Annotated in this window: 19 protein-coding genes; 14 read left to right on the top strand and 5 right to left on the bottom strand. The window is 38.9% G+C overall.

Translation table 11 applies throughout. From position 1 onward, the window contains the following. The 5 genes from clpX to rplA all read left to right on the top strand — a co-directional run bounded on the left by clpX (nt 1) and on the right by rplA (nt 3,716). Nucleotides 1–1,242, top strand: a complete 1,242-nt coding sequence (gene clpX / locus BKL51_RS08600) for an ATP-dependent protease ATP-binding subunit ClpX (protein WP_077466296.1) — start codon at nt 1–3, stop codon at nt 1,240–1,242. A 142-nt stretch (nt 1,243–1,384) separates the two neighbouring features. Continuing rightward, a complete protein-coding gene (gene secE / locus BKL51_RS08595) occupies nt 1,385–1,798 on the top strand; it encodes a preprotein translocase subunit SecE (RefSeq protein ID WP_077466295.1) in 414 nt (137 codons plus the stop codon). A gap of 1 nt (nt 1,799) precedes the next feature. Then, nucleotides 1,800–2,357, top strand: coding sequence for a transcription termination/antitermination protein NusG (nusG, locus tag BKL51_RS08590; protein WP_077466294.1), 558 nt, complete (start codon nt 1,800–1,802; stop codon nt 2,355–2,357). 236 nt (nt 2,358–2,593) lie between these two features. Next, nucleotides 2,594–3,022 carry a 50S ribosomal protein L11 gene (gene rplK / locus BKL51_RS08585; protein WP_077466293.1) on the top strand — a complete coding sequence of 143 codons (429 nt, stop codon included), beginning with the start codon at nt 2,594–2,596 and terminating at the stop codon, nt 3,020–3,022. A gap of 4 nt (nt 3,023–3,026) precedes the next feature. Next, entirely contained in the window at nt 3,027–3,716 is a 690-nt protein-coding gene (gene rplA / locus BKL51_RS08580) for a 50S ribosomal protein L1 (RefSeq protein ID WP_059365973.1), read from the top strand. Nucleotides 3,717–3,955: 239 nt separating this feature from the next. Here rplA and BKL51_RS08575 read toward each other — a convergent pair whose 3' ends face one another. The 5 genes from BKL51_RS08575 to BKL51_RS12115 form a co-directional block, all read right to left on the bottom strand. Next, complete coding sequence (locus BKL51_RS08575) at nt 3,956–4,783, bottom strand: MetQ/NlpA family lipoprotein (protein ID WP_077466292.1); 828 nt, start codon at nt 4,781–4,783, stop codon at nt 3,956–3,958. A gap of 36 nt (nt 4,784–4,819) precedes the next feature. Then, complete coding sequence (locus BKL51_RS08570) at nt 4,820–5,509, bottom strand: methionine ABC transporter permease (RefSeq protein ID WP_077466291.1); 690 nt, start codon at nt 5,507–5,509, stop codon at nt 4,820–4,822. Further along, the gene (metN, locus tag BKL51_RS08565; protein WP_077466290.1) at nt 5,499–6,536 is read right to left on the bottom strand and encodes a methionine ABC transporter ATP-binding protein MetN; all 1,038 of its coding nucleotides are present in this window, start codon (nt 6,534–6,536) and stop codon (nt 5,499–5,501) included. The genes BKL51_RS08570 and metN overlap by 11 nt, the downstream gene beginning before the upstream one ends. A gap of 107 nt (nt 6,537–6,643) precedes the next feature. Further along, nucleotides 6,644–7,003 carry an FCD domain-containing protein gene (locus BKL51_RS12120; RefSeq protein WP_233127104.1) on the bottom strand — a complete coding sequence of 120 codons (360 nt, stop codon included), beginning with the start codon at nt 7,001–7,003 and terminating at the stop codon, nt 6,644–6,646. 6 nt (nt 7,004–7,009) lie between these two features. After that, nucleotides 7,010–7,570 carry a GntR family transcriptional regulator gene (locus BKL51_RS12115; RefSeq protein WP_233127103.1) on the bottom strand — a complete coding sequence of 187 codons (561 nt, stop codon included), beginning with the start codon at nt 7,568–7,570 and terminating at the stop codon, nt 7,010–7,012. 148 nt (nt 7,571–7,718) lie between these two features. Here BKL51_RS12115 and BKL51_RS08555 point away from each other — a divergent pair, with 148 nt between their 5' ends. Genes BKL51_RS08555 through gmhB form a run of 9 tightly spaced genes read left to right on the top strand, consistent with a single transcriptional unit; the run spans nt 7,719 to nt 16,733 of the window. Beyond that, nucleotides 7,719–8,723: a zinc-binding alcohol dehydrogenase family protein gene (locus BKL51_RS08555; RefSeq protein ID WP_077466289.1), complete on the top strand. Its 1,005-nt coding sequence runs from the start codon at nt 7,719–7,721 to the stop codon at nt 8,721–8,723. A gap of 49 nt (nt 8,724–8,772) precedes the next feature. After that, nucleotides 8,773–9,759, top strand: coding sequence for a C4-dicarboxylate TRAP transporter substrate-binding protein (locus tag BKL51_RS08550; RefSeq protein WP_077466288.1), 987 nt, complete (start codon nt 8,773–8,775; stop codon nt 9,757–9,759). Nucleotides 9,760–9,816: 57 nt separating this feature from the next. Beyond that, nucleotides 9,817–10,314 carry a TRAP transporter small permease gene (locus tag BKL51_RS08545; RefSeq protein ID WP_077466287.1) on the top strand — a complete coding sequence of 166 codons (498 nt, stop codon included), beginning with the start codon at nt 9,817–9,819 and terminating at the stop codon, nt 10,312–10,314. 2 nt (nt 10,315–10,316) lie between these two features. Next, on the top strand, nt 10,317–11,609 hold the full coding sequence (locus BKL51_RS08540) for a TRAP transporter large permease (protein WP_077466286.1): 1,293 nt from the start codon (nt 10,317–10,319) through the stop codon (nt 11,607–11,609). A gap of 22 nt (nt 11,610–11,631) precedes the next feature. Continuing rightward, on the top strand, nt 11,632–13,080 hold the full coding sequence (locus tag BKL51_RS08535) for a tagaturonate reductase (protein ID WP_077466285.1): 1,449 nt from the start codon (nt 11,632–11,634) through the stop codon (nt 13,078–13,080). 9 nt (nt 13,081–13,089) lie between these two features. After that, nucleotides 13,090–14,577: a UxaA family hydrolase gene (locus BKL51_RS08530; RefSeq protein ID WP_077466284.1), complete on the top strand. Its 1,488-nt coding sequence runs from the start codon at nt 13,090–13,092 to the stop codon at nt 14,575–14,577. Nucleotides 14,578–14,587: 10 nt separating this feature from the next. Next, nucleotides 14,588–15,232 (top strand): bifunctional 4-hydroxy-2-oxoglutarate aldolase/2-dehydro-3-deoxy-phosphogluconate aldolase, encoded by a 645-nt coding sequence (locus tag BKL51_RS08525; protein ID WP_077466283.1) that lies wholly within the window; start codon nt 14,588–14,590, stop codon nt 15,230–15,232. After that, nucleotides 15,229–16,152, top strand: coding sequence for a sugar kinase (locus BKL51_RS08520; RefSeq protein ID WP_077466282.1), 924 nt, complete (start codon nt 15,229–15,231; stop codon nt 16,150–16,152). The genes BKL51_RS08525 and BKL51_RS08520 overlap by 4 nt, the downstream gene beginning before the upstream one ends. A 26-nt stretch (nt 16,153–16,178) precedes the next feature. Continuing rightward, nucleotides 16,179–16,733 carry a D-glycero-beta-D-manno-heptose 1,7-bisphosphate 7-phosphatase gene (gmhB, locus tag BKL51_RS08515; protein ID WP_077466281.1) on the top strand — a complete coding sequence of 185 codons (555 nt, stop codon included), beginning with the start codon at nt 16,179–16,181 and terminating at the stop codon, nt 16,731–16,733. Nucleotides 16,734–16,969 lie beyond the last annotated feature (236 nt).

The raw sequence follows: 16,969 nt of genomic DNA, 5'->3' as shown, positions 1-16,969 counted from the left end.
ATGACAACTGAGAATAAAGAGCTGCATTGTTCCTTTTGTGGTAAGGAGAAAAGTGAAGTCGATAAATTGATTGCCGGAACAGAGGGCTATATTTGCAATGAATGTATCGAACTTTGTCATTCAATGTTGGAAGATAATAATGATGAACAAACGGCTGAAAGTGCGGTTGAAAATGAAGCTAAATTGCCGACACCACACGAAATCCGTGCGAATTTAGATGATTATGTCATTGGTCAAGACTATGCGAAAAAAGTGCTTTCGGTGGCGGTATATAATCACTATAAACGCTTACGTACCAATCATGAAAGTAATGAAGTCGAATTAGGTAAAAGTAATATTTTGCTGATTGGTCCGACCGGAAGCGGTAAAACATTGCTTGCGCAAACTCTGGCTCGCCGTCTGAATGTACCTTTTGCGATAGCGGATGCAACGACACTGACGGAGGCGGGCTATGTAGGCGAGGATGTTGAAAATGTATTGCAAAAACTTCTGCAAAATTGTGATTACGATACGGAAAAAGCAGAGCAAGGCATTATCTACATTGATGAAATTGATAAAATTAGTCGCAAGTCAGAGGGGGCATCTATCACTCGTGATGTTTCGGGCGAAGGCGTGCAACAGGCATTATTGAAATTAATTGAGGGCACAATCGCTTCAGTACCGCCACAAGGGGGGCGTAAACATCCTCAACAAGAAATGCTGAAAGTAGATACGTCAAAAATATTGTTTATTTGCGGTGGTGCATTTGCCGGCTTGGATAAAATTATCGGTAAACGTACTCAAACGAATACCAGCATCGGTTTTGATGCACAAGTGGAAAAAGAAGGTGAAGATCAATCTTTATCCGAATTATTCCGTCAGGTAGAGCCGGATGATCTTATGAAATTTGGCTTAATTCCGGAGTTTATTGGTCGTTTACCGATGATTGCTCCGTTAAGTGAATTGGATGAAGAGGCACTGGTGCAAATTCTTACCCAACCTAAAAATGCTTTAACAAAACAATACCAAGCATTATTCGAGTTAGAAAACGTAATGCTGGAATTTACGCCGGAGGGTTTAAAAGCCATGGCGAAGAAAGCCCTTGAGCGTAAAACCGGCGCTCGTGGTTTGCGTTCAATTGTTGAGGCGGTACTGCTTGATACTATGTATGATTTACCATCCATAGAAAATCTGGAAAAAGTGATCGTGGATGAGTCAACGATTATTGATAATTCAGCACCTAAGCTGATTTATCGTTCTTAGCATTAGCTTACATAAAAGTGCGGTTGATTTTTTGATTGTTTTCTAGGTGACTCATTTTTCAATAGGAAACGGGCAAAGAAAGTGCTACAATCGCACGTTCTTAAATTTATTCTTATTTCTCCCTTTTTAAACGGATTCAATTATGGCAACTGAAATTGTTGATAAAAAGAAAAAAACAGAAGAGCCGATAGAAGGTAAATCAAAAGGCTTAAATACATTACTTTGGATATTGGTTGTAGTTTTCTTCTCTGTCGCTGCCATTGGCAATGCTTATTTCCAAAAAGATTATTCGACACCAGTTCGGGTGATTGGCGTTGCGGTTATCCTTGTATTGGCTTTTGCTTTTGCTGCAATTACTAATCAAGGAACAAAGGCTCGTAATTTCTTTAAAGAATCAAAAAATGAAGCACGTAAAGTCGTATGGCCGACTCGTTCGGAAGCCCGTCAAACTACCTTGATTGTAATAGGGGTGACGATTATAGCTTCATTATTTTTCTGGGCGATAGATTCTATTATCGTATCAATCATTAACTTTTTAACCGATTTGAGATTCTAAAATGACCGAAGAAATAACAGTATCAAAAAAACGTTGGTATGTTTTACAAGCGTTTTCCGGTTTTGAAAGCCGTGTGGCATTAACTTTACGTGAATATATTAAACAGCATCAAATGGAAGATCAGTTTGGTGAGGTCTTGGTGCCTACGGAAGAAGTAGTCGAAAATGTGGCGGGTAAACGTCGTAAAAGTGAACGTAAGTTTTTTCCCGGCTATGTGCTTGTAGAAATGGAAATGAATGATGACACTTGGCACCTAGTGAAGAGTGTACCGCGGGTAATGGGCTTTATCGGCGGGACTCCGGATAAGCCGGCTCCGATTTCTAAACGTGAAGCGGATACCATTTTAAATCGTTTGGAGCAAAGTTCTGAGAAACCGCGTCACCGTAATGAATATCATCCTGGTGAAGAAGTCCGTGTAACGGAAGGGCCGTTTGCCGACTTTAACGGTATAGTGGAAGAGGTTGATTACGAAAAAGGTCGCTTGAAAGTATCCGTTTCCATTTTTGGTCGTGCTACGCCGGTTGAGCTTGAATTCAGTCAAGTGGAAAAAGCTTATTAATGATAGAAAATTATCTAAATAATAACCGCATTTAGAATATAAAGTGCGGTTATTTTTTTAGCATCTTTTTCTATGTAAGATACTTGAAAAACAACCTCACCTTTTATATAATCCGCAGCCTATTATGAGCCATTTATTGGCTCATATTTTTGTGTGGCATATTTTCTTTTAGAATATGTATCGAAACCATCGGGGAGCTATTTATAGCGTTATTACCCAATTAGAGGAAAACAAAAATGGCAAAAAAAGTCCAAGCCTATGTTAAGTTGCAAGTTGCAGCTGGTATGGCAAACCCATCACCACCGGTTGGTCCTGCATTAGGTCAACAAGGTGTGAACATTATGGAATTTTGTAAAGCGTTCAATGCTCGTACCGAGAGCTTAGAAAAAGGTTTACCAATTCCGGTTGTGATCACTGTATATGCAGACCGTTCATTTACATTTGTTACTAAAACTCCGCCGGCTGCCGTGTTATTGAAAAAAGCAGCAGGTGTCAAATCAGGTTCTGGTAAACCGAACAAAGATAAAGTGGGTAAAGTAACTTTAGATCAAATCCGTCAAATTGCTGAAACTAAAGCGGCAGATATGACCGGTGCGACTATTGAAACCAAAATGAAATCAATCGCTGGTACTGCTCGTTCTATGGGCTTAGTGGTGGAGGAATAATACGATGGCTAAATTGACTAAAAAAATGAAAGCAATCAAAGCTGGCGTAGATTCTACTAAAGCATACGAAATTAACGAAGCAATCGCACTACTAAAACAATTTGCGACAGCTAAGTTTGTTGAAAGCGTTGATGTTGCGGTAAACTTAGGTATCGATCCTCGTAAATCCGATCAAAACGTACGTGGTGCAACCGTATTACCACACGGTACCGGTCGTGAAGTTCGCGTAGCTGTATTCACTCAAGGTGCAAACGCTGATGCTGCAAAAGCTGCGGGTGCTGATTTAGTGGGGATGGAAGATTTAGCAGAGCAAATCAAGAAAGGCGAAATGAACTTTGATGTAGTTATTGCTTCTCCTGATGCAATGCGTGTTGTAGGTCAATTAGGTCAAGTATTAGGTCCACGTGGTTTAATGCCAAACCCTAAAGTGGGTACTGTAACACCAAACGTTGCTGAAGCCGTAAAAAATGCGAAATCCGGTCAGATCCGTTATCGTAACGATAAAAACGGTATTATCCACACCACAATTGGTAAAGCAAACTTCTCTGAAGAACAATTAAAAGAAAACCTCCAAGCATTATTGGCAGCTTTGACAAAAGCAAAACCAACCACTGCAAAAGGTATTTTCATTAAGAAAGTAAGCATTTCTACCACTATGGGTGCCGGTGTTGCAGTAGATCAAGCATCACTATAATTGAATTAAAAAACTTAGATAAATTTAACCGCACTTTGCATAACAAAGTGCGGTTTTTTTGTATAAAAGTTTAAGGGATTTGATGGCGTATATTTTCTTTAATCTATTTTTTAATAAAGTGATTAATTCTAACCTCTAACCCAAGAAAAATGGGGCAGTCTTTTAGTGGCTAATCCCATTTTTATTCAATAAAAAAAACGCAGGTTTTATCTGCGGCTTCCTTTAACGTGCGCTAAAAATTACCAACCTTTTACAACACCATCTTTGAAGTGTTTTTTAGCTTCTTGATAGACTTCTTCGGTTTGATAAGCTTTCACGAAATCTTGTACGGCTTTGCTGTCTTTGTTATCTGTGCGTGAAACAATAATGTTTACATAAGGAGAATCTTTATCTTCCACAAACACACCATTATCTTGTGCATTCAAGCCAACTTGACCGGCGTAAGTATTATTTACGACAGCCAAATCAACATCATCTAATGCGCGAGCTGCAATAGAAGTATCTACTTCGGTGATATTCAGGTTTTTGGGATTTTCAACGATATCCAATACTGTTGATAATAGATTATTGGCATCTTTAAGTTTAATTAAGCCTTGTTTTTCGAGCAAAATCAATGCACGTCCACGGTTACTTGGATCGTTTGGTACGACTACCTTCGCACCTTCTTGTAAATCATTTAAATTCTTAATCTTTTTAGAATAACCCGCTAACGGATAAACAAAAGTATTGCCTACAATCACCAGATTATTTAGGTTTTTGGCTTTTGCGTCTTGATCTAGATAAGGTTTATGTTGCATTGCATTTACATCTAAATCACCAGTAGAAACTGCGGTATTCGGTAATGCATAGTCATTAAATTCTACAAATTGTATATCTAATCCGTATTTTTCTTTTGCTACTTTTGCTGCAATTTCTGCTACCTGATGTTCCGGACCTGACATCACTCCAACTTTGATTTTAAGCGGTGCGGTAGTTACCGCAGTTTCGGTTTTTTTATCATCCTTACATCCTGTTAGGATAAGGGCGGATGCGATGGCTGTGATAGCGAATAAATTTTTTAATTTCATAAGGTTTCCTCTTGTTAGTTAACAGTAAGTTGTATTTTAGCGATGATCAACTTTCTTCGCCAGGGTATCACCGAGCTTTTGGCTAATCATGACGAAAAGAACAATGATAATAGTGGCAACCCAGGTGATATAAGGCATATTGCGATATACACCATAGTTGATAGCAAGACTACCAAGCCCGCCACCACCTTGTGTTCCCGCCATGGCTGAATAACCCACCAAGGTAACGAGAGTAAGTGTGATACCATTAATCAGGGTAGGTAAGGCTTCTGGTAAGTAAAATTTACGGACGATTTGCCATTTGGTCGCGCCCATTGCTTGTGCAGCTTCAGTTAACCCATTCGGAATTTCCATTAGAGCATTGGCAGTTAAACGTGCGACAAAAGGCATTGCACTGATACTTAATGGAATAATTGCTGCGGTAGTGCCAAGTACAGTGCCGACAATAAAGCGTGTTACAGGCAGTAAAATCAAAAGTAAAATGATAAATGGAATAGAACGTCCAATGTTAATGATTATATTCAAAATAAAGTGGGTACGTTTATTTTGTAAAATTTCGTTTTTACCGGTTAAGAAGGTCCACACGCCTACGGGTAAACCTATGATAACTGCCAATAAAGTAGAAACAAAACTAATATAGACGGTTTCATAAGTTGCTGTTGCGACAACACCCCACATTTGTGGTGTGAGTTGTTGGGTAAATGTTGTCCAGAAATCATTGAACATAACCGAGGACCTCCACGCGCACGTTGTTTTCCATTAAATAAATTTTGGTTTGTGTAATGGCATCTTCATCCCCCTCTACTTCAGCAATGGTATAGCCAAATTTTACACCGCCGGCGTAATCAATTTGCGATGTTAAAATACTCAGCTCCACGCCAAATTTTTTTGATGCCTGTGAGAGTAACGGTGCATCGACGGAACGTCCGGTAAACTCAAATTTAATAATCGGATAGGCTTCACTGTGTTTAGGGGTGTCAGTGAGATTTTCCAAATATTCATCAGGCAAACTGATATGAAAGGTTGAACGAATAAAGTTTTGTGCCAATTCGGTTTTCGGGTTAGAAAAAATTTCACTCACCGAACCTTGTTCCACTAGCTGCCCCTTATCAATGACAGCCACCTGATCACAAATTTGTTTCACGACTTCCATCTCATGAGTGATGAGTAAAATCGTGATACCTAAAGTGCGGTTGATTTCCTTAAGTAATTTTAGAATGGATTGCGTGGTTGCCGGATCTAAGGCGCTAGTAGCTTCATCACATAATAATATTTTTGGATCACTTGCCAAAGCACGAGCGATGGCAACACGTTGTTTTTGACCGCCGGAAAGATTGCTTGGGTAAGCATCGCGCTTTTCGCTTAAACCCACAAGTGCTAAAAGTGCGGTGATTTTTTCTTGAATTTTTGCTTTTGATGTTCCTTCCAGTTCTAGTGGTAGAGCAACATTTTCAAATACTGTGCGTGAATTGAGTAAATTAAAGTGTTGGAAAATCATCCCAATATGACGGCGTGCACGAACTAATTGCCGCTCAGAAAGTTGGGTAAGTTCCACCCCGTCTACTATTACTGAACCGCTACTGGGTTTTTCCAACAAATTTACACAGCGAATTAGCGTGCTCTTTCCTGCTCCGGATGCGCCAATTACCCCACAGATCTGCCCTTTTTCAACATTGAGAGAGACATTATCAAGTGCGGTCAGTTTTTTGCCCGATAACTCAAAAATTTTCGTAATATTACTTAGCTTAATCATATAAGCCCTTGTTCTTTTGCTATTTTCAAATTTATTTCGGTATTCTAGACGTCTAGATTGCCGTGTCAATATGTCACGGGATCTTTTTTAGATGGATTGGTTATGGGCTAGTAATTATAGCCATAAGGTAATTTTCCAGTGGTGCTATGTATTAATGTTACTTTAGCAGTTCTTAAATGCCTTTTTAATTCAAGTAGTGCTCCATTTTCATCTTTATTAATAATTTTCATTAATAATGTGAGGTGCTCTTCAACTGCAAGAATATTTCTTGTACGTAAATTTTTGTTATTCCACTGATAATGAAAATGGAATATTACGGTAATGAGTTCAATAAATTCATCAATAAATGGGTTATCTGCAGCGGAAAGTATTAATGTGTGAAGACGATGATCGAGACGAGAAAAATCCGCATAATTTTCTACAATTTCTAGTTTCAAATTTTGATGATCTTGTAAAAGTATTTTCATATCTTTCTATCGAGGATCATCGGTAGGGAGTTTCATAAAACAACGTAATGCGTGGCATTCTAAAATCTCTCTTAGTTCGAATAACTTATCACCGTAGTGCGGCGAAAATTCGGTAAGTTTCCATTTCCCACGGCTTACGTTAGTTAACAAATTAAAACGAGCAAAAGGCATTAAATACTCTCGAACAGTGTAGATATCAACATTGGCATCTTTAGCTAGTTGTAATTCGCTGAAAATATCTCCCGGTTTAATCAGTTTTTGTTGAATAGCATTTTGAAAGTAAATCTCTAGATATTTTAGTTGTAAGGGGTGATTCTTCTTTTGTGCAATATGAAAGATTTTATCTTCATCATCTGGAAGACGGGTTACATTAAATTGATTGCCTTCCCATTTTATGATGTCTATTTGAATTAGATATTGGAGTACATTTCGAATTGTTGTTCGACTTACACTATATAGTTTAGCCAGTTCTGTTTGTGACGGAAGAGGGGAACTTAGTAGTTCTGTTGCAATATCCTCAATGATTTGATTAATAATATTCTGCCTGAGTTGAAGATTTCTGCTCATATTTTGTTCCATTTTTTATAAAAAACCGTTAAAGAACGGCAAACTTGAGTATGGATCACAATAATATAAATTAAATTAGACCTCAACATTCTTTCTCCTAAATAATGTGTTCATCCAATAGTTAAAATCACCTTTTGAGGTAAATATTATGCGTTCACTGGTATGTAAAAATCCTTTTCAACTCTCTTTTGAAGAAAGAGATATCCCGGAACTAAAAGATGATGAAGTATTGATTCAGGTTGCAGCCGTAGGGATCTGCGGTACTGATATTCATGCTTATGCAGGGAATCAACCATTTTTTGAATACCCTCGCGTATTAGGTCATGAAGTAAGTGGAAAAATCACAGCGATAGGAAAACAAGTTCAAGATTTTAAAGTTGGCCAACGTATCGCTTTAGTGCCTTATTTATCTTGTGGTAAATGCGATGCTTGTTTAAGTGGAAAAACAAACTGTTGTGAAAGTATTTCGGTCTTGGGGGTACATCAGGATGGTGGATTTAGTGAATTTTTAGCGGCGCCAGCCAGTAATGTTTTACCGATTGCAAGTAATGTAAATGATATTACCGCAGCATTAATTGAACCTTTTGCAATTAGTGCTCATGCAGTGAGACGAGCACAACTTTCAGAGGGAACGGATGTTTTGGTAGTGGGAGCCGGTCCGATTGGTTTGGGCGCGGCAGCTATTGCGCATGCTGATGGTGCAAATGTCGTTATTGCCGATACAAGTAGGGAACGTTGTATTCATATTCAAAAACATCTTGATGTACCGACTGTAAATCCGCTAAATGAAAAAGTGGAAGACTATTTTAATGGTCGTTTGCCATTAGTTGTGATTGATGCGACAGGCAATCAAAAAGCAATGAATAATACAGTTAATCTTATTCGTCATGGTGGTCGAATTGTATTTGTCGGATTATTTAAAGGAATGTTGGAATTTAATGATCCTGATTTCCATAAAAAAGAAACTACGATGATGGGAAGCCGGAATGCGACGAAAGAAGATTTTGAAAAAGTACAATATTTGATGTCGGAAGGAAAAATTAGTGCGGATATGATGCTAACCCACACATTCAAATATGATGAGCTTGTTGATATTTATGAGGAGAAAATCACAAAAAATAAAACATTAATTAAAAGTGTTATTTTGTATTAAACAATCAAGTCTCTATCCGTAATTATTAAAAACATACTGTGAGGACATTATGAAATCATTATCTAAATATTTAAAGAGTGTTATTTCATTAGGTTTGTTTGGTTTATCCGTTAATGTATTTGCCGTTACTGAAATTATGGTGGCATACGGAAATCAGCCAGGCGAACCGATTGATAAAGCTATGCACTATTGGGCGGAGAAGGTTAAAGAAAAATCTAATGGGGATATTATTTTTAAATTGTTTCCTTCCAGTCAATTAGGTAGTGAAACAGAAGTATTGGAACAGGCTAAATTTGGAGCAAACATTATCACAATTAGTGACTATGGTGCATTGATGGATATTGTTCCTGATCTAGGGGTGATTAATGCACCTTATATCAGCCAATCTTTTGAGAAAAAATCAAAATTATTGCATTCAGATTGGTTTAAGGATTTAAGCAATACATTAGATAAAGAGGATATTCATATTGTTGTGCCTGATGTTGTGTACGGTACTCGTCATTTATTAACGAAAAAAGCGGTTATCAAACCGGATGATTTAAAAGGCGTTAAAGTGCGGGTTCAACATTCTCGATTATTCTTACAAACCATCAAAGCAATGGGTGGCGTGCCTACTCCAATGTCCTTGTCGGATGTGTATCCTGGTTTATCCGAAGGGATTATTGAGGGGTTAGAAAACCCAACTGTTGTGCTATATGGCGGTAAGTTCTATGAGGTCGCTAAAAATCTTAACTTAACAGCTCATACAAAACATATGTCTCCATTTGTGGCAGGTACGGCATTTTGGCGTAGTTTAACGCCGGAACAACAAAAAATCATTATTGATACGAGTCGAGAAATGGTGACTTATGGTGCAGGGCTAATTGAGAATGCGGAAAATGAAGCATTAGAAAATTTGAAGAAATCAGGCGTAATGGTAAATGAAGTTGATTTGCTCGCATTTGAGAAAGCGGTTCGAGATGTAATTGCTAACGGTTTCCCTGAATGGTCGCCAAATTTATATCAAAACGTTCAAGAAAAACTTGCTCAATTTTAACCGCACTTATAAGTGCCTAAAATTTTTTTAGGTACTTACAATAAAGGAGATATTAAGATGTCTGCTTCAATTTACAAAAGGAAATTTTGGCTGAGTGGTATTGATGAAATACTTGCTTCCTTTTTTCTGGCTCTTATTGTTCTGTTATCCGGCTATGGTGTGGTGATGCGTTATTGCTTTAATACGCCAAGTGCATGGGTTGAAGAAATTTGTGTTGTGTTTTTCATTTGGTTTACATTTCTTGCTTCCAGTGCGTTATGTAAAAACAATGAATTAATTCGCATTGATTTCTTATTAACAAAATTACCACATAAAGTTGCTAATTTTATTGATGGTGTTATCCAACCTTTGGTTATGGTTTTCTGTTTAGGCTTTATGATCTATTTGGGCTTTAAATTATTGCCTATGTCAAAAATGAGATTTACTCCGGCATTGCAGATTTCGTATGCCTATATTTACGCCATTATTCCAATTAGTGCATTGTTTATGTTTTTCTATGAAATAAGAAAAATTATTTATTTCTTTAAGGTGAATATGAACAGAGGAGAACATTAATTATGGAAGTCATCATCCCAATTGGTATTTTATTGTTTCTCTTTATCATTGGTACACCAGTCGCATTCTGTATATTCTGTTCGACACTAGGTTATTTTCTCCTTAACTCTAATTTACCAATGATTATGTTGGTTCAACGTCTCGGCGGAGGATTAGAGTCAGTGACATTACTTGCCATTCCTTTCTTTATCATGGCTGGTGTGTTTATGAATCATTCCGGTATAAGCTCCAGATTATTAAAGTTTTGTGAGGTTTTAACCGGTCATATGAGCGGTGGATTGGCTCAAGTTAATGTGGTATTGAGTACATTAATGGGCGGTTTATCTGGTTCAAATATTGCTGATGCAGCGATGAACTCAAAATTGCTTGTTCCGCAAATGGTTGCTCGTGGTTACAGTGCCTCGTTTTCTGCGGCGGTAACTGCAGCAGGCTCATTGATTACACCGATTATACCACCGGGTATTGCGATGATTATTTACGGTTATGTAAATAATGTTTCAATCGGTCGCTTATTTTTAGCAGGTGTTGTTCCAGGCACGTTACTCTGTATTTTAATGATGGTTTTGGTTTCTATTATTTCCAAGAAACACGGTTATTTACCAATTAGAGAAAAACGTGCAAGCTGCAAAGAAATTGCGCTTTCTGCAAAAGATGCCGTACTTGCGTTATTTCTTCCGATCATCATTATTGGTGGTATTCGAATGGGGGTATTTACCCCAACAGAAGCCGGTGCGGTTGCCGTAATTTATGCATTGATTCTCGGTGTATTTATTTATCGAAACATGGATATGAAAAAACTCTGGTTGGCAACGAGAGAATCTGCACTCAGTGCGGCAAATGTACTGCTTATTATCTGTTTTGCGGTTGCTTTTTCAAAATTCTTAACATGGGAACGCGTACCTCAATCGTTGGCTGAGTGGATGACCAATGTAGTGAATAGCCCGCTTACTTTCTTAATGTTGGTAAATGTTGCATTGCTTGTGTTAGGTATGTTCTTAGAAGGCAATGCTATTATGATCGTGCTTGCTCCGCTACTCGCTCCTATCGCACATTCTTACGGTATCGATCCGATTCATTTTGGTATTGTTTTTATCTTCAATGGCGCAATTGGTACGATTACACCGCCTTTAGGTACAGTAATGTTTACGACTTGTTCTATTACTGCAGTACCTATTGAAAAATTCATTAAAGACGTAATTCCATTCTGGGGATTGTTGATAGTTGAACTATTATTGTTGACCTACATCCCTGCAATTTCAACGTGGCTACCTAACCTTGTTTACGGTGTAGCATAATAATTAAGTAAAGGATATGACTATGAAAACCCTAAACAGAACTAATTTTCCCGGCGCACAATATCCAACGCGTATTATTCAATTTGGTGAAGGGAATTTTTTACGGGCATTTGTTGATTGGCAAATTGATTTATTAAATGAAAAAACGGATTTTAATTCCGGTGTGGCGATTGTTCGTCCGATTAATTCGGATTTTCCGCCTTCATTAAACACACAAGATGGGCTTTATACCACAGTGATTCGTGGGTTAAATGAGCAAGGCGAAGCGGTAAAACAAATACGAGTGATTCGCTCGGTGAATGAAGAAATTAATCTTTATCAGCAATTTGATGATTATTTGGCTTTGGCGCATAATCCGGACATCAACATAATTTTTTCTAACACCACTGAAGCAGGCATTAGCTATCACGAAGGCGATTGTTTTCATGATCGTCCGCCGGTGAGTTATCCTGCAAAATTAACGCGTTTACTGTATGAGCGTTTTGTTGCTTTGGGTGAAAATGCGCCTGGTTTTATTCTCTTACCTTGCGAATTAATTGATTATAACGGTGAGCAGTTGAAAACCTTAGTATTGCGTTATGCAAAAGAATGGCAACTTTCCGATACCTTTATACATTGGTTAGAAACGAAAAATACTTTTTGTTCTACTTTAGTCGATCGCATTGTGACCGGTTATCCGAGGGCGGAAGCTGAAGCGTTAAAAAACGAATTAGGTTATCACGATATATTTTTGGATGCGGCAGAATATTTTTATTTATTTGTCATCCAGGGACCACAATGGTTACGTGAGGTTTTCCGCTTGGAGCAAGTGAAATTGAATGTGTTAGTAGTGGAGGATATTAAGCCGTATAAAGCACGCAAAGTGGCAATTTTAAATGGTGCGCATACCGCGCTCGTGCCCGTGGCGTATTTGGCGGGAGTAGATACTGTGGGCGAGGCAATGAAAGACATGCAACTTTGTGAGTTTGTAAAAAGTGCGGTGGAAAATGAGATTATTCCTGTTTTGTCTTCGCCGAAAGCTGAATTACAACAGTTTGCGCAGGCAGTAGTTCAACGTTTCAAAAATCCGTTCATTCAGCATCAGTTACTCTCGATTGCACTTAACAGTATGACGAAGTATCGGACACGTATTTTGCCACAATTATTGGCTCATCAAGCAAAATATCATGCCTTGCCAAATTGTCTAACGTTCGCATTGGCTGCATTGATTGCTTTTTATCAGGGTAAGCGAAACGATCAAGTGATTCCTTTACAAGATGATGAATTTTGGTTAGTGAATTTCAAAAAATGGTGGCAACAAGTGGATACCGGTGAGATCTCACTTTATCAGTTAGTCTATCATGTATTAAGCCAAAAATCCCATTGGGAAACAGATTTAACAGCAGTACCACAATTAGTGGAAACCGTGGTGGAGCAGTTAGAAAATATTTTGGCGAAAGGCATGCGTGAGGCATTGACGGCAGTACTATAAGGATGAGTTATGAAGCAATTTATCAAAATTCAACCGGAAGATAATGTGGCGGTGGCATTGCAGGATTTGCCGGCACACACTGTTTTAGAGATGGATAGTTTGAGGATTCCATTGGTTGAAAATATTGCACGAGGGCATAAATTTGCTTTGCGTGATATTGTACAAGGTGAGAATGTAGTGAAATACGGTTATCCTATTGGGCATGCTTTACACGATATTGCCTTAGGCAGACATGTGCATACCCACAATGTGAAAACTAATTTAAGTGATATCAACGACTATAAATATCAGCCGGAATTGACCGCACTTTCCGTTTATCGTCCTGAACGGGAGGTGCAGATCTATCGTCGTAAGCATGGTGAAATTGGTATTCGTAATGAACTTTGGATTATTCCTACAGTAGGGTGTGTGGTGGGGATTGCCAATCAAATCAAACAACATTTTATGCAGAAAAATAGTTTGTCGGATATTGATGGGGTGTTTACGTTTCATCATAATTACGGCTGTTCGCAACTGGGTGACGATCACGAAAACACCAAAATCATGTTGCAAAATATGGTGAAACATCCGAATGCTGGTGCTGTGCTAGTAATTGGCTTAGGCTGTGAAAACAATCAAATAGAACCATTCAAGCAAGGATTAGGCGATTTTGATGAAAATCGAGTGAAATTTATGATTGCTCAACATTGTGAAGACGAAGTTGAGCAAGGTGTGCAACTTTTGCAACAACTCTATGAAACAATGCGTCACGATAAACGCGAAAGCGGAAAATTAAGTGAAGTTCATTTTGGACTGGAATGCGGCGGTTCGGATGGGCTTTCCGGTATTACGGCAAATCCGATGCTAGGGTGCTTTTCCGATTATTTAATTGCGAATGGTGGCACGACTGTGCTGACGGAAGTGCCGGAAATGTTTGGTGCGGAGCATATTTTAATGAGCTATTGTCGTGATGAAGCCACTTTTGAGAAAACCGTACAAATGGTGAACAATTTCAAACGTTATTTTATATCTTACGATCAGCCGATTTATGAAAATCCTTCTCCGGGTAATAAAGCCGGAGGAATCACTACGTTGGAAGACAAATCTTTGGGCTGCACGCAAAAAGCCGGACATAGTCAAGTGGTTGATGTTTTGCAATACGGCGAACGCTTGAAAGTACCAGGATTAAATTTATTGAGCGCACCTGGTAATGATGCCGTCGCTACGAGTGCATTAGCCGGTTCAGGTTGTCATATGGTGTTATTTACGACGGGACGTGGTACGCCTTATGGCGGATTTGTGCCTACCGTAAAAATTGCCACGAATAGCGAGTTAGCCGAGAAAAAGCCCCATTGGATTGATTTTAATGCAGGGCAACTGGTGTATGACGTTTCTATGGAGCAGTTGCTCGATCAATTTATTGATTTGATGGTGGAGACGGTAAACGGTAAAAAAACAAAAAATGAAATTAATGAATTCCGGGAACTCGCAATTTTTAAAAGTGGCGTAACCTTATAGGAGAAAAATAATGAAAAATTTAACCGCACTTGATGTGCTTACTACTTCGCCTATTATGCCGGTGATTGCCATTCAGCACTTGAAAGATGCCATTCCGTTAGCAAAAGCGTTGATTTCGGCAGGCGTGAAAGTGTTGGAAATCACGTTGCGAACAGATTGTGCATTAGAGGCGATTCGTCAGATACGAGAATCGGTGCCGGAAGCCATTGTGGGTGCAAGTACTGTCACCACTGCGGAACAATATGTACAAGCTATTGAAGCAGGTGCGCAATTTGTGATTAGCCCGGGGCTGACACAATCATTGTTACAAAAAAGCCAAGATTATACCAAACCTTTTATTCCTGGGGTGGCGACACCCTCCGAGTTGATGTTGGCGGCAGAATATGGGTTTGAGTTTCTCAAATTCTTTCCGGCGGAAATTAATGGTGGGGTGAAAGTGTTACAGGCCTTTTCGGGACCATTTGCAAAGGTGAAATTCTGCCCGACTGGCGGGGTAAACGAAAAAAATTATCTTGATTATCTTGCACTTCAAAATGTGCTTTGTGTGGGGGGAACTTGGTTTGTGCCAAAAGAGGCTATCGAAAAAGGTAATTTCGAGCAAATTCATCAACTGGCGAAACAGGCGATTGATTGCGTGAAGTGGGGCGAGCAATGAAGATAGGAGTCATCGGCGAATGTATGATCGAGCTGTCTCGGCATAATGAGGTCGCTCAAGTGGGATTTGGCGGTGATACGTTGAATACGGCGGTCTATTTGGCTCGGCTTTTACCTAAAGAGGATTTTTCGGTACATTATGTCTCTGCCTTAGGTGGTGATCCTTATAGCCAGATGATGCTAAATGCTTGGCGTGATGAAGGGGTGAATACGGATTTGGTTCAGCAATTGAAGGATAAACTACCGGGCCTTTATTCCATCGTGACTGATGCACAAGGCGAGCGTTCTTTCTATTATTGGCGCAGCGATGCGGCAGCGAAATGTTGGTTAGAAACCAATGAAACCGGGCGGATTTTATCGACATTGCAGCACTTTGATTATCTTTATTTGAGCGGAATTAGTTTGGCGATTTTAAGTGAATCAAGCCGTCAAAAACTCTTCGATTTTTTACCGCACTTTAAGGCAGAAGGTGGAAAAATAGTATTCGATAATAATTTTAGAGCGATTTTATGGAAGAATTTATTGAATGCTCAAATGGCTTATCAACAAATGCTATCATTGACGGATGTCGCATTTCTTACTTTAGATGATGAAGAAAAACTATGGGGCGTACATTCAATTGAAGATTGTATTAAAAGAACACGTGGATTTGGGGTCGCAGAAATCGTGATCAAGCGTGGCGCGGCGAGTTGTATTGTGGAACATCACAAACGTTTTGACATTCCGGCACAAAAAATTAAAAAAGTTGTGGATACCACTGCCGCCGGTGATTCCTTCAGTGCGGGTTATTTGGCGGGGCGTTTACAGAATAACAATGAAGTAGAATCGGCCGAAATTGCTCATCGTGTAGCAGGAAAGGTGATTTGTCACCGCGGTGCACTAATTCCAAAGGAAGCATTTTCAATTCATGATACTATATAGGAATCTTAATGAATTGAGGATACAAAATGAATAAAGCGGTATTTCTTGATCGAGATGGCACATTGAACATTGATTATGGCTATGTACACGAAATTGATCATTTCAAATTTATAGATGGAGCAATAGGGGCATTACGAGAATTAAAAGCGATGGGCTATTTGCTAGTCTTGGTCACGAATCAATCGGGGATTGCACGCGGTTATTTTTCTGAGGATCAATTTTTAAAATTAACAGAATGGATGGATTGGTCACTAGCAGAGCAAGGTGTCGATTTAGATGGGATTTATTATTGCCCTCATCACCCAGAGGGAAAAGGCGAATATAAAGCAGATTGCGATTGTCGTAAGCCAAAATCAGGAATGTTATTGCAGGCAATGAAAGAGTTAAAAATCGATCCGACAAAATCGATAATGGTTGGGGATAAAGTCGATGATCTAAAAGCGGGAATAGGCGCAAATGTGAGAATGAATGTGCTGGTTCGCACTGGAAAAGCAGTGCCAGAGGAAGGCGAACAGCTGGCTGATTATGTATTGGATTCGGTGACAGATTTGCCACGCATTTTAAAATGCGCAATAAAATAACAGAAAAGAACGAAATTTTAACCATTTTGTATGAACTTCAAGCGAAAGATCATTTTTTTAATTTTTTTGTAAGAAACTGCTTGCATTCGTTTTTGTTTTCCCTATAATGCGCACCACACAACGACGCGCTGTTGTGAAGTTTGAAGATTTGGCGGTGCGTCGTTGTTTTTTGCTCTTTAACAACGAATCAGACAATCTGTGTGGGCACTTGTTAATAGACTTGTTAAAACTATTTT

Origin of the sequence: Rodentibacter sp. Ppn85 (assembly GCF_001999335.1) — a bacterium.
Taxonomy (GTDB): domain Bacteria; phylum Pseudomonadota; class Gammaproteobacteria; order Enterobacterales; family Pasteurellaceae; genus Rodentibacter.
This window is presented reverse-complemented; position numbering and strand designations above follow the sequence as displayed.

Coding starts and splice junctions, on each gene's coding strand:
- BKL51_RS08555 (WP_077466289.1), top strand. CDS start 7,719: ATGCGTTCACTGGTATGTAAAAATCCTTTTCAACTCTCTTTTGAAGAA.
- BKL51_RS08530 (WP_077466284.1), top strand. CDS start 13,090: ATGAAGCAATTTATCAAAATTCAACCGGAAGATAATGTGGCGGTGGCA.
- BKL51_RS08525 (WP_077466283.1), top strand. CDS start 14,588: ATGAAAAATTTAACCGCACTTGATGTGCTTACTACTTCGCCTATTATG.
- BKL51_RS08575 (WP_077466292.1), bottom strand. CDS start 4,783: ATGAAATTAAAAAATTTATTCGCTATCACAGCCATCGCATCCGCCCTT.
- BKL51_RS12115 (WP_233127103.1), bottom strand. CDS start 7,570: ATGAGCAGAAATCTTCAACTCAGGCAGAATATTATTAATCAAATCATT.
- BKL51_RS08540 (WP_077466286.1), top strand. CDS start 10,317: ATGGAAGTCATCATCCCAATTGGTATTTTATTGTTTCTCTTTATCATT.
- BKL51_RS08545 (WP_077466287.1), top strand. CDS start 9,817: ATGTCTGCTTCAATTTACAAAAGGAAATTTTGGCTGAGTGGTATTGAT.
- BKL51_RS08520 (WP_077466282.1), top strand. CDS start 15,229: ATGAAGATAGGAGTCATCGGCGAATGTATGATCGAGCTGTCTCGGCAT.
- secE (WP_077466295.1), top strand. CDS start 1,385: ATGGCAACTGAAATTGTTGATAAAAAGAAAAAAACAGAAGAGCCGATA.
- gmhB (WP_077466281.1), top strand. CDS start 16,179: ATGAATAAAGCGGTATTTCTTGATCGAGATGGCACATTGAACATTGAT.
- nusG (WP_077466294.1), top strand. CDS start 1,800: ATGACCGAAGAAATAACAGTATCAAAAAAACGTTGGTATGTTTTACAA.
- rplK (WP_077466293.1), top strand. CDS start 2,594: ATGGCAAAAAAAGTCCAAGCCTATGTTAAGTTGCAAGTTGCAGCTGGT.
- metN (WP_077466290.1), bottom strand. CDS start 6,536: ATGATTAAGCTAAGTAATATTACGAAAATTTTTGAGTTATCGGGCAAA.
- BKL51_RS08535 (WP_077466285.1), top strand. CDS start 11,632: ATGAAAACCCTAAACAGAACTAATTTTCCCGGCGCACAATATCCAACG.
- BKL51_RS12120 (WP_233127104.1), bottom strand. CDS start 7,003: ATGAAAATACTTTTACAAGATCATCAAAATTTGAAACTAGAAATTGTA.
- rplA (WP_059365973.1), top strand. CDS start 3,027: ATGGCTAAATTGACTAAAAAAATGAAAGCAATCAAAGCTGGCGTAGAT.
- clpX (WP_077466296.1), top strand. CDS start 1: ATGACAACTGAGAATAAAGAGCTGCATTGTTCCTTTTGTGGTAAGGAG.
- BKL51_RS08550 (WP_077466288.1), top strand. CDS start 8,773: ATGAAATCATTATCTAAATATTTAAAGAGTGTTATTTCATTAGGTTTG.
- BKL51_RS08570 (WP_077466291.1), bottom strand. CDS start 5,509: ATGTTCAATGATTTCTGGACAACATTTACCCAACAACTCACACCACAA.